Source organism: Chryseobacterium luteum, from assembly GCF_000737785.1.
Taxonomy (GTDB): domain Bacteria; phylum Bacteroidota; class Bacteroidia; order Flavobacteriales; family Weeksellaceae; genus Chryseobacterium; species Chryseobacterium luteum.
Map to the genome: position 1 here is coordinate 47535 of NZ_JPRO01000024.1, position 12723 is coordinate 60257.

The 12723-nt window shown below is 40.1% G+C and carries 11 protein-coding genes and 1 pseudogene; 11 read left to right on the forward strand and 1 reads right to left on the reverse strand.

What is annotated here, in order from left to right:
• The first annotated feature begins 47 nt into the window (after nucleotides 1-47).
• The 10 genes and pseudogenes from IX38_RS19275 to IX38_RS19320 all read left to right on the forward strand — a co-directional run.
• Nucleotides 48-3353 (forward strand): TonB-dependent receptor, encoded by a 3306-nt coding sequence (locus tag IX38_RS19275; protein ID WP_034707587.1) that lies wholly within the window; start codon nucleotides 48-50, stop codon nucleotides 3351-3353.
• A 52-nt stretch (nucleotides 3354-3405) separates the two neighbouring features.
• On the forward strand, nucleotides 3406-4713 hold the full coding sequence (locus tag IX38_RS19280) for a hypothetical protein (RefSeq protein ID WP_034707588.1): 1308 nt from the start codon (nucleotides 3406-3408) through the stop codon (nucleotides 4711-4713).
• 339 nt (nucleotides 4714-5052) lie between these two features.
• Complete coding sequence (locus IX38_RS19285) at nucleotides 5053-6351, forward strand: hypothetical protein (protein WP_034707589.1); 1299 nt, start codon at nucleotides 5053-5055, stop codon at nucleotides 6349-6351.
• Between the two features lie 79 nt (nucleotides 6352-6430).
• A complete protein-coding gene (locus IX38_RS19290; protein ID WP_034707590.1) occupies nucleotides 6431-7354 on the forward strand; it encodes a T9SS-dependent choice-of-anchor J family protein in 924 nt (307 codons plus the stop codon).
• A 204-nt stretch (nucleotides 7355-7558) separates the two neighbouring features.
• Nucleotides 7559-8299: a hypothetical protein gene (locus tag IX38_RS19295; RefSeq protein WP_228378006.1), complete on the forward strand. Its 741-nt coding sequence runs from the start codon at nucleotides 7559-7561 to the stop codon at nucleotides 8297-8299.
• Nucleotides 8300-8312: 13 nt separating this feature from the next.
• Nucleotides 8313-9659 carry a S41 family peptidase gene (locus IX38_RS19300; RefSeq protein ID WP_034707591.1) on the forward strand — a complete coding sequence of 449 codons (1347 nt, stop codon included), beginning with the start codon at nucleotides 8313-8315 and terminating at the stop codon, nucleotides 9657-9659.
• 28 nt (nucleotides 9660-9687) lie between these two features.
• Nucleotides 9688-9960 carry a hypothetical protein gene (locus IX38_RS19305; RefSeq protein ID WP_034707592.1) on the forward strand — a complete coding sequence of 91 codons (273 nt, stop codon included), beginning with the start codon at nucleotides 9688-9690 and terminating at the stop codon, nucleotides 9958-9960.
• Nucleotides 9961-10182: 222 nt separating this feature from the next.
• Nucleotides 10183-10752: a DUF6624 domain-containing protein gene (locus tag IX38_RS19310; RefSeq protein ID WP_034707593.1), complete on the forward strand. Its 570-nt coding sequence runs from the start codon at nucleotides 10183-10185 to the stop codon at nucleotides 10750-10752.
• Nucleotides 10753-10918: 166 nt separating this feature from the next.
• Complete coding sequence (locus IX38_RS19315) at nucleotides 10919-11170, forward strand: hypothetical protein (RefSeq protein WP_034707594.1); 252 nt, start codon at nucleotides 10919-10921, stop codon at nucleotides 11168-11170.
• A pseudogene (locus IX38_RS19320) lies at nucleotides 11151-11639 on the forward strand (helix-turn-helix domain-containing protein); the annotation flags it as partial. The gene IX38_RS19315 and the pseudogene IX38_RS19320, both read left to right, overlap by 20 nt.
• Nucleotides 11640-11651: 12 nt before the next feature.
• On the opposite strand, the gene IX38_RS19325 reads toward IX38_RS19320, so the two are convergent.
• The gene (locus IX38_RS19325) at nucleotides 11652-11984 is read right to left on the reverse strand and encodes a winged helix-turn-helix transcriptional regulator (protein ID WP_228378007.1); all 333 of its coding nucleotides are present in this window, start codon (nucleotides 11982-11984) and stop codon (nucleotides 11652-11654) included.
• A 94-nt stretch (nucleotides 11985-12078) separates the two neighbouring features.
• Here IX38_RS19325 and IX38_RS19330 point away from each other — a divergent pair, with 94 nt between their 5' ends.
• Nucleotides 12079-12681, forward strand: a complete 603-nt coding sequence (locus IX38_RS19330; RefSeq protein WP_051884918.1) for a fibrobacter succinogenes major paralogous domain-containing protein — start codon at nucleotides 12079-12081, stop codon at nucleotides 12679-12681.
• The last annotated feature ends 42 nt before the right edge of the window (nucleotides 12682-12723 follow it).

The window sequence follows — 12723 nt, forward strand, 5'->3', positions numbered from 1 at the left end:
CACTAAAAAAGAAAATAAAAACTTTTAATCAAAGAGAATTGGAACATATGAAAAGATTGAAATACGGTCTTACCGTTGCAGCAGTATTTTTTACGGTAGCAGCAGAAGCTCAGGAACTGGTTCAGAAAGTGTCATTTTCTGTCCCGGCAAGCAGGCCTCTGATTGAGGTTCTGGAAGATTTTGCCGGAAAAACAGGAATGAGGCTGGCCTATTCTAAAATGGATATTAAAGAGCTGAAGGTAAAAGGCGTAAAATGTGAAAATGCTTCTGTTAATAACTGTCTTAAAGACATTACAGACGGGCTTCCGGTGGCATTCCGCCTTCGTGGAGATCTTATTTCAATAAAATATGAAGGAACAGGCATCTCTGTAACCGGAGACGGGCGGATCACCGGAAAGATCGTGGATGAAGTAGGAAATCCTGTTGCCGGAGCTGAGGTGACGGTTGCTAAAAAGACTGTCCTTACAGATAATAACGGTGATTTTGTAGTAAATCTCCCTTCCGGAATATATACTTTAACGGTAAAAGCTTCAAAATACAGTCCGCTGCGGGTAGAAAAGCTTTCGGTCAGCAATAATGAAACCAATACGGTCTCATTTGCCATGAAGCAGGCATCAGATAAGATCACGGACATCAGGGAAGTAGTGATTACCGGAACCAGAAAAGCAGACACCCAGGCCGGGCTTCTCGCCCAGCAGAAAAAAGCAGCCCAGATGAGTGATGGTATTTCCGCCGAACAGATCGCCAAAACACCGGATAATGATGTGGGCGGAACCCTTAAAAGAGTAACAGGAATAACGACCATAGACAACAAATACGTAGTGGTACGGTCGATGGGAGAACGCTGGAATACAGCCGCTATGGATGGAATCAACCTTCCGAGCACGGAAGCCTATAACCAGAACTTCTCATTTGATATTATTCCTACCGCTATGGTAGAAAGCATAGTGGTGAGCAAAACGGCAACTCCGGATATGAATGCAAGCTTTGCCGGAGGTTATGTAGAAGTAAGAACCAAAGATATTCCCAATGAAAACTTTACGACCGTCAGCATGGGAACTTCCTATAACGATCAGTCGGCATTTAAAGAATTTCTGACCCATAAACGCGGAAAATATGATTATTTCGGCTATGATGACGGAACCAGAGATTTTCCGAAAGGCCTTGAAGCAACAGACTGGAATAACCCGCTGTTTTTTGAACAGTCCAGGAGATTCACGAATGATAATTTTTCTACCTTCAGTACCACAGGAGACATGGGATCTAATCTGCAGGTGGCTTTAGGAAGAACATTTGACCTTAAAAATAATAATAAATGGGGTTTTGCAGGTGCTTTCACGGTAAGAAATGAGCAGAATAAGCTGGACATAGATCATACCGGAAGAGGAAACTGGCTGGATACTACGTCACCATACGACCCAAAATGGCAGGAGAAAGGAATTGATCCCATTACATTTTACAATTTTAAAAATAAAGGGGCTTCCTACAATTACAACTCTACAGTAGCCGGAATGTTTAATCTTGGACTGCAGCTGGGAAAAAACAGAATTTCATTCCGTAATTCATATACCCATATTTATGATAATACGCTGACAAGAGTGACAGGCTGGAACCAGTATACCAGTGGCAGTGGAATGGCAGTGAACGCAGAAGCATCCTATAACTATTTTTATAACGGAGTCATTCCCAATAATGATCCTGCACAGATCAAAAGTCTGGATAAACCCTATACCGACAATACCAATTATCCTATCTACCAGACCCTTCTGCAGAATAAGCTGGAAGGAAATCACAAAATAAAAAATGTGGATATCAACTGGTTTGCAGCCAGAACAGGCGTGAAATCTGATACAAAAGATTACACACAATACCTAAGCCACTATGACTTTATTGGTATGGATATCCTTAACTATCACGAGATCTATAACACCGGATCCAATTTTTACAGAGGTTACATTGCCAACAAAGAAACGGATTACAACTATGGTGCTTCCCTGAAATGGAATATAGATACAGGAAATTTTAAAACTGATATTAAGGCAGGCTATGCAGGGGTTATAAAAAATAATACCAATCAGCAACAGAAGTTTTTTTTAAGAGTAGATGAAAACAGGGATGTTCCGAACAGTGAAAAGAACCATCTGAGAATGTATGGGTCTCTTGCAGGCTGGTTTGACGGCTCTCAATATATTCCGGGAGGCATTGGATGGCAGACCAGGCCCATGTACAAAAATGATAAATATGAAGGGAAAGTAACCCAGAATGCATTTTATGTGATGTTTGACAATAGATGGAGTAATAAATTAAGGCTGGTTTGGGGACTTCGTGCAGAATACTTTAAATACGATCTTATTTCTCAGCAGATAGATATTTCGGATAACCAGAATATAAATAAAGCTGCTGTAGAAGACAAACCATGGCAATGGATGCCTTCGGCCAATTTTACCTACAGCCCAACGAACAAAATAAACGTAAGGCTTGCCTATAATAAAACAGTGATCCGTCCCCAGTTCAATGAAAGAACCGGACTGCCTTATTTTGATCCGATAGCCAACGGTCTGATCTATAACACAGAAATGACCTCATCGGTAGTCAATAATTATGATTTCAAATTTGAATGGTTTCCGGGACTTGGCGAAATATTCTCTATGGGACTGTATTACAAGGATATTGATAAACCCATTGAGCGTGAAGGGCATTTGTCCAGTGAGGGCAACCTTTACCTTTATAATGGAAATTCTAAAAATGCAAAGCTGAAAGGAGTTGAAGTAGAGGTAAGAAAAAGTCTTGGTTTTATTGGAGGAGCACTGCTGGAAAAACTTTTTATAAATGGAAATTTCACCTATAACAGTACCAAAGTAATTGCTTTCAAAGATCAGTATGAAACAGGCGATGACGATGCAACCTATGAAGTGGAGAGACCCTTGTACGGACAGACTCCTTATGCCTACAATTTAGGAATGACCTACGACGGAAACCGTTTGGGAGCCAGTTTTTTATACAATGCCAAAGGAGACCAGTACATCACGGTAGGGTATGCTTACAACGGCGAAGAGATACAGCGTTCTTATGCTGTAGCCGATGCCCAGCTTTCCTATAAATTCCTGAGAAACCGAAATCTTGAGCTGAAATTGAATGTGAAAAATCTTTTTAACAGGGTGAAAGAATTCTATAATAATTTCAATTCCTATTCTGTACCGAAAGGACCCGCAGGAAGTACTATATCAACAGAAAGGGAAGCCTGGGAACTGTTACCCGGTGCCACCAATAAATATGACAAAAATATTGATAAGATCATGTTTCGTGCGTACAGCGGAAGAACATTCGGCCTAAGTGTGAATTATACTTTTTAAACCTGCTTAAACGGATAACCATATAAAGGATTCATTAAAAAAACTTACAACAATGAAAAAACTAATCTTGATTGCAGCAGCAACACTATCTATAGCCTGTCAGAATGAGCATTTAGAAGATTCTTCTTCTTCCTTCGCAATGGAGCGGACTTCAGCAGAATATATTACAGCTTCATCCTTACCTGTAACTTCGGTCAGTAGTGATATCACATCCAACACAACGTGGAGTGGGATTATTGAGATCGATGGAATTGTAACGGTTAAAAATGGGGCTACATTAACAATCCTTCCAGGAACCTATATAAAAGCAAAACCAAATAATGATAATGGTCCTACAGGAGTTCTTGTGATCTCAAAAAATGGGAAGATCAATGCTGTAGGTACAGAATCGCAGCCTATTATTTTTACAAGCTACAGGCTGTTGGATGGAGATGAAGATACCACTGCTGCTCCGGGAGATTTTGGTGGGGTGATCCTGTTGGGTGATGCTCCTACCAATGTTCCTTCTACAACATCTGTTGAAGGTTTGAGTTTTGGTTTTAGCGATTATTATTTCGGAGGAGCAAATCCAGGTCATAACGCAGGAATAATGAAATATATACGTATTGAGTTTGCTGGTTATGATCTTTTAGGACCGAACTCCGGTAATGAAATTAATGCTTTATCAATAGCAGGAGTAGGAAGCGGAACTACATTAGATCACATCCAGGTATCATACAGTAAGGACGATTCTTTCGAATTCTATGGAGGTACAGTAAATGCTTCAAATTTAATTTCTTTTGCTGCACAAGATGATAATTTCGATTTTGATAACGGATACACAGGAACTATTAGCTGTGCACTTTCACTGGCGGATTACCATTCTTCACATTCCTGGAATATGAGCGGTCCTGTTTCTGATTCTAACGGGATTGAACTTGATAACAACTATACCGGTACTGCTACAACCCTCATTACAAATCCTGTGATCAGCAATATTGTAATTATAGGAGCCAAAAGCGGAGTTTCATCGCAGGGGGGAGCCTATGAAAATGGTATCCACATCAGAAGAAACGGTAAATTAACATTAAGTAATGCTGTAGTGACAGGATATCCTATAGGAATCAAAGTAGAAGGGACAGGTTCTCAACTTTCTTCTGCTTCAGCTTTCAGCACGATTAAGGTACACGGATTTACAACTTCTGCTACAGGTACAGGAACAGCATCAATTCCCGCTGCAAACCTGTTGACAGCAACTACAGCTTCAGCCTGGGGGATGAGCCAGCCGTTCTTCAACAACGGATCATGGAACGTATCGCCTGGAAACTGTGGAAACTTCCAGGGAATTTGGACCAAATATGACTTTTCAATTTTAGAATAAAAACTTTAAAAGCAGACCAACCAAGCAACTATGCTACCTGCTTAAAAATAATAAGATAAAAAGAGCTCTTAATAATGGCAATGTACAGGTTTCGGAAACCTGAGGACGACCCGGAACGATACTGATGATGCGCACAGCAGTACCGGATCAGATAAAAACCGATCGCTGTTATTGTTCCCGGATAGCAGCGGATAAGCAGGGAAACCCGGCAGGACAGCCCCTCCTGGAATGCCTGGTAAACATAAAACCAAATCGCAGGAATATAGAGGCGGATGTTCCTAAATATTAAAAATTTCCGGACTGAAAAACCATAACCCGGATTTATTAAAAATTATAACAATGAAAAGATTAACTTTAATTGCTTTTGCAGCATTATCTCTTACAGCTTGTCAGAATGACCATTTGGCAGATTCTTCCACTCCTTTCGAAATGAAGTCTGCGTCTGCTGAATATATTACGGCATCTGCACTTCCTGTAACCCCAGTAAGCGGTGCTATCACTTCCAATACAACTTGGAGCGGTGTTGTAGAGCTTGACGGTATCGTAACTGTTAAAGGCGGTGCTACATTGACGATCCAGCCTGGAACTTTCATTAAAGCAAAACCCAACTCAACCAATACAGCTACAGGAGTTTTGGTAATCTCTAAAACAGGTAAGATCAATGCTACCGGTACAGAATCTCAGCCTATTATTTTTACAAGTCATAAACTGTTAGATGGAAACGAAGATACAACGGCTGCTCCCGGTGACTTTGGTGGTGTTATTATTTTAGGGGATGCTCCTACCAATACACCTTCTACTAAAACTATTGAAGGATTAAGCGGTTCGGATTTCTTTTACGGAGGTACCAATGCATCTCATAATGCAGGAACTTTGAAATATGTCCGTATTGAATTTGCAGGATTCGATCTTTTCGCTCCAAACTCAGGAAACGAGATCAACGGTCTTACTTTAGGAGGAGTAGGAAACGGAACTACATTGGACCACATCCAGGTATCTTACGGTAAAGATGATTCTTTCGAATTCTTCGGAGGAACTGTTAATGCTTCTAGCCTGGTTTCTTTTGCTGCGGATGATGATAACTTTGATTTCGACAACGGATATACTGGAACCATTACTTGTGCTCTTGCTTTGGCAGATTACAATTCTACACACAGTCTTAGCGGATCCAGCCCGGACTCTAACGGTATCGAGCTTGATAACAACGCAGAAGGTACTTCTACACCGCTTATTACAAATCCAGTGATCAACAATCTTACAATCATTGGGGCTAAAAACGGAATAGCAGGACAAGGTTCAGCTTACGAAAACGGGATCCACATCAGAAGAAGTGGTAAACTGACGTTAAACAACGCTTTTGTAACAGGATATCCTGTAGGAATCAAAGTAGAAGGTACAGGTTCTGAACTTTCTTCAGCTTCCACTTTCAGCACGATCAAGGTACACGGATTTACAACTTCTGTTACAGGTACAGGAACAGCATCAATCCCTGCTGCAAACCTATTGACAGGAACTACAGCTTCAGCATGGGGTATGAGCCAGCCGTTCTTCAACGACGGACCATGGAACGTATCTCCTAGAAACTGTGGAAACTTCCAGGGTGCATGGACGAAATATAACTTCTCTATTCAGGAATAAAACTTTAAATGCAGGGGAAGCTTCCCATGTCTTCCCCTGCTTTTTTTATTATTCAAAAAAACTCTAATAAATCAGTATTATGAAAAAACTATTTTTATTATCTATTGTATTGGTATCACAGGCTGCGGCTGCGCAGTTTCAGGTATGGAGCAATTCTTTTGACAATCCGGCTGACCTTCAGGGATGGACTGCCCATGACCTTAACAACAACGGAAACGGATGGGTTCAGGGACAGAATATCTATCATAACGGTACTGCTTTGACTTATGGCACATCCGGTGTTCTCCGTTATTCTGTAAGTCTGGTTCCAACAGGAAATGCTGCCGGTTTCGGTGCCGAAAACGACTGGATCATTTCTCCGCAGATCAATCTGGAAGGAGCATCAGGAACAATCAGCCTGGCAGCTTATATCGGAAGACAGAGAACGTCACATCTTAACCTGGGCCGTGATCTTTTTATTTTTGTAAGCACACCACAAAAGCCGGTTCCTGATCTGGCAGATTTTCAGGCAATGACGGTGGATTCAGGAGGAAACGATATTCCAAGTCCGTACCGGATCATAGCAGGAACTACAGATAATCCTTTCTCCAGTGATCTTACCCAGTTTACAGAAGACCTTGTTGATATTTCAGCATTTGCAGGCAAAAAAATCTATATAGGATTATGGTCCAACAGAAAGCCGAGCGGTAATAACCTGCAGAATATTAATATCGATGAAATGGCCATTTATGCTTCATCATTCCTGAGCACAAAAGACGTAAAGAAAAAAGACAATTTAACGAAAATAGAAGAAAACCCTGTAAAGGAATTACTTCAGCTTAAACTTAATCCTGACTTTAAAGAAAACACTACTTCAGTTACCATTTACAATGTAGCCGGACAAAAGGTACTTTCAGTTCCATATAGCAGATCTCTCAATGTAGCATCATTGAATACAGGAATGTATATAGCAGAAGTTTCTGACGGAAAAACCACGGAAAGACTGAAGTTTATCAAAAAATAATCATTATCCACCAGCCTGTAGAAGATCCTGCAGGAAATAACCATGAAAACTTTAATTGATCAAAACAGATTTGAAGCTTCCCCGCAGAGAATTTTTGATCATCAATATATCCTCTTAGTTTTTTTATAATTATCCTATTGTCCCGCACATTCACCGGGCGGGACAATATTTCTAAGGTAGATTTTATAATTTAAAATAATATAAATGAATAAATTCATTGCACTGCTGTTTTTTATACTATGCGCTTCCTGCTCGGACAATAACGTTATGCAGCCGTTTGACAAATCGCAGAAACCAGCTGAGGTCAATATCAAAGGATACTCAAAGCCGGATGTGATTCAGCTGAGGCTTAACGGAACTCCGGTATCCATCAACGGAAGCACTTCCTACACCAATAAAATAGAAACCCGACTTGATTTTGTCCTGGATGAAGGCGAAACAGACAGGCTGGGAATCTACAACAATGAAACAGGCCTCGAGGTTGCCCATTATAATATTACTTATGACAATATCAATGACTACAAGACTTTGAATTTCTTCAATCTTCCGGGCATCTTTCTCCAGGCTTCAGCCGTAAAACCACAGGTTAATCTTGGGAAAGTCGGTTTTGAACTCATTTTCCCCAACCTGGGTGAATATTCCGGCACTACGCTCACCAATGTAAAAGGAATTCTGAAAAGAGAGAATGGGGCAGTGCTTGCAGAATTTGAGACTATTGGAAAAGATAGTTTCACGGCAGTAAAAATATATGGCTTTTTCAGCAATACGGCTCCGGTTTACCTGGAACTGTATCAGCCCGGGACTTCCGTTCCCTATACCGGATCTGAGACCATTAAAGTAAAAATAAAACAGGATATGGGAGCCAACCTGATCGTTCTTCAGGAAAAAATAGAAAACGGGGTACTGACCGTTAAAGGAGATATTGATGTAGCTGATTATCTGTAATGACAGCCGTTCTATGAAAAAATATTTTAAATTTCAGTTAATACTGCTCGTTCTGGCTTCCGTCTTTATATTATCATGCAATAATAACGATGACGGTCCTGATTTTCCGGAAGGAAGTACAGAATCTGTGAATCTTTGGGTGCAGGACAGCATGAAAAGGTATTATTACTGGGCAGACCAAATGCCGGCTAAACCCGATTATCATCTTCCGGTGAAAGATTTTTTTAAAAGCCTGTTGTCTTCTCAGGACCGTTTTTCTTTTGCTGTAGATACCCAGGATCCTTCTTCCTATCCGCGTTCTGTAAGGAATATGTATGGTTTTGATTATGCCGTTGTACAGCTGCCCAATGGAAATGTAGCGACGACGGTAAAACTTGTCATGAAAAATTCTCCGGCATTCAATTCAGGTTTGGAAAGAGGGATGATGATCACAAAGATCAACGGTAAAGCTATCACCGCAGCTAATGCAGAAGAATTAACCTCAGCCATTAAAGACCAGACCGTTATAGAATTGAGAGTAGGCCAGTGGAAAAATAACGCTGTTGCCGGTGAAAAGAACATTACGGTGTATTACGGCTATTCTTTTGAGCAGCCCCTGGAGTCTAAAATATTTGAAAAAAACGGTAAAAAAACAGGCTACCTTTATATTTATGACTTCCCGGATGGAATGACTCCGGCTCTGAACCAAAAATTTGCTGCGTTCAAAACAGCGGGAGTACAGGAACTGATTCTGGATCTGCGGTACAATTACGGAGGCTCGGTATCCTCTGCTGCTGCCCTTTGTTCACTGATTCCTCAGGCAATTTCACCATCATCTCCATTCATTATCTATAAAGGAAACAAAAACGGGGGCGAAGTAAAAAGAACATTTGCCGAGCAGATAGCCTACGATCCTAATGCCCTTGATTTCAATAGTATTCGTTCTAATGCTTTGAATCTGAATAAAGTATATGTTCTTACATCCAACAGTACAGCTTCAGCCTCGGAGATCGTGATCAATAATCTTAAACCTTATATGCAGGTCATCCAGGTAGGAGATGTGACGTTGGGTAAAGATATGGCCGGATTTATGGTAGAAGACAAAAGAAAACCAAAAAAAATCTCATGGCAGCTTCATCCCGTTATTTATAAAGTTTTCAATGCGAATGGAGAAGGAGCTTACAGCAACGGAATTTCCCCACAGATTGCAGCCGGTGAATATGCTTCTCTGCCACTGCTTCCGTTGGGAGATTCAGAAGAAACCTTAATTTCGTCCGCCTTGAACAATATTTATTCAAAATCGGCAGGCAAAAATGCTTTGGACCAAAGTGTTAAAATTTTATTTCAAAGTGATACGCCTTCTGCAGCCATCGGAAAGTGACCATTTTTTAATACATAAACCAACAGCCATGCAGGGAATAGAACCTAAATTTCACAGCAGCCTAACAGACCGTATGGAATATTACCGAGGTCTGCTGAAAAAGGCAGCCGGTGATCCTGATATCCAGCCTTCTGATATGATTTCTAAGATTTCAGAATTAAGTGGACTGTACGAAGATTATCTGGCTCAAAAGAGACAATTGGAAAGAAGCATAAAAAATTACAGACAATATCACAGCGATCTGCGAAAACAGCTGACTTTACGGGTAAAGGAGTTGAAAAGAAAAGTGAAACAGAAGTGATTTTATTTCACCCATAAAAGTCTGTATTTAAATAAGCTAAAATTTAATTGTGATTCGTGCATTCGTGGCAAAAAGATAAATTTCAAATCTCCTGAAAGACAATACTCCAAAATATTTTTTACTCAGGTTTAATTATTATTTTTACTCTTAATTATAGCCGTACCGGAAAAGGAAAAGCTGTACCCGTTATTGAATAATCATGAAATCCGTGAACCTTAAAATATGAATGCAGAATTTTCAAAGGAATTAATTCAGCTGGCTGAAAAAGATCTGTCCGTCAGAGAAAGACTGGCTTCTGAGGGTAAGCTTTCCGGCGGATATCATCCTGAAATGGAGCTGATTCACAGGCAAAACGCAGCAAGGCTTCGGGAAATCATCAAAAGTATAGGATTTCCGACGGTTTCAAAAGTAGGGGAGAAAGCCGGTGACGCTGCATGGCTGGTTATTCAGCATTCTATTGGTGAACCTGAATTTATGAAAGAATGTTATACAATGATGATTGAAAATAAAAATGATATCAATCCTTTAAATATAGCTTATCTCTACGACAGGATCCAGGTTTTTCAGAGCCAGCCTCAACGGTATGGTACACAGCTGACCGGGGAAGGAACTATATTCCCTGTAGAAGATAAAAACCATCTCAATGAAGAACGCCTGAAAGTACATTTGCCACTTCTTTCCCGGGAAGAGATCAGCAGAATTTCCGGTGTAGAAAATATTCCGGAAATCGACGGAAAAGATGCAGACTACCTGTCATGGAGAATCAAAACGGGATGGATCTCTGAGTCTTAAGGATTGAAAGTAATGATATGGGATGATTAAACCTTATTTTCTAAACTTCGCAGGGCCTTAACACGAAATAGAATTATCAATCCCTTTTGACTACAATTATCTGACATTAGACTACAGCCGTTTTTTTAATTGTGCTGAACTTTGCATTAATAAATCAACAGCTATAATGAAACTGATCGCGATAGAAGAACATTTTCTGACAAAAGAAGTCAAAGATGAATGGCAAAAAAATGCCGGTAAAGATGACCTGACCCATAAGCTTCACTTTGGTGAAATTGAAAATCGTTTGGAAGATATTGAAGGTTCACGCCTTCAACTGATGGACGAAACAGGTATAGACGTGCAGGTGCTTTCGCTTACGAGCCCAAGTTTGCACAATTTAGGAAGTGAAAGCATCAATCAACAACATAATTCATAATATCCGCCAAGAATGCCTTTCAAATATCGATAAGTTCAGCAGGCAGATCATTGTATCTCAGGTTGAGTGTTTGCTGAGTTATTCGGAACGTTTTTACCACCGTCAGTTTATCACCAGAGAAAAGTCCAATCATCAGATCTTAGTACGTTTGGAAAACGTATTGACGGACTACTTTAATAGTGATGACCTTGTTTGCAAAGGCTTACCGACCGTTGAATTCATTGCCGGTAGCCTAAATATATCGACAAAATATCTAAGCGGTTTACTTAAAGTATTGACGGGACAAAGCACACAGCAACACATACATGACAAGTTGATTGAAAAGGCCAAGGAAAAATTATCGACTACGGATTTGTCCGTTAATGAAATTGCCTACGAATTGGGCTTTGAACATTCGCAGTCGTTCAGCAAGTTGTTTAAGACAAAGACCAGGCTTTCACCATTGAAATTTAGGGGATCATTTAATTGATGCAACCGGGGATCATTCCTCACTAATTTTCTTTCTGTGGTTTTTACCCCATAAAATCATTTCTTTAATAACAGGCAATAGGGAATGCATGTAGTGGGACACTTTGTATTCAACTGCAAGCGGTGATTGATAAACCGTCCTGATTACTAACTTATTCTCTTCAAGGTGTTTTAATTCTTTTGACAAAACCCTGGTTGTAATTAAAGGCATACTTCGCTGTATATCACGAAAGCGATAATTGCCACTGTGTATTGCTCTGAGTATTGGGAGCTTCCACTTTCCGCCTACGACAAACAGGGTGTCTTGTAAATATTTCAATGCCTGTTCTTCTGTCATTCCTTTCATAACAAACCGTTTTGGTATCCTTTAGGATATTGGTATCAAAAGTACACCAGTTTTAGAGATATATTTGCATACAGCAATCAAAAAAATAATAGACATGAACACAGACATAGTTACTGATATTGATGGCAATATTTATCACACAATATCTATTGGAACACAAGTATGGATGGTGGAAAATTTAAAAACCACCAAATACAACGATGGTACTGAAATTCCATTGATAGTTGATACGGCTGAGGCTTGGTATGAGCTAAATTCACCAGGATATTGCTGGTATAATGATGATAAGTTTAATAAGGAAACTACAGGCGCTTTGTATAATTGGCACGCATTAAATACCGGTAAACTATCCCCTAAAGGTTGGCACATACCAACAGATAAAGAATGGTCGATATTGGCAGAATTTCTTGGTGGCGAAATGGTAGCGGGTGGAAAAATGAAAGCAACTGGCACGGAATTTTGGTCAGTCCCAAACACCGGTGCAACAAATTCAAGTGGATTCGTCGCTTTATACAGCAGTTTTCGTGGTAAAAGCGGATTTATTCCTTCAAGCAATGGCACGCTATTATTTTGGAGCAGCACAGCCTTTGACGATATAGATGCCTGGGCTTGGTATTTGCGATTCGACAGCGAAGCTTTAGGTAGAAACCACGGTGGAAAATATCACGGCTTTTCCGTACGATGCTTGAAAGATTAGTAAACACTAAAGTACAAAAATGCTTTTCAAGCAGGATTAAAT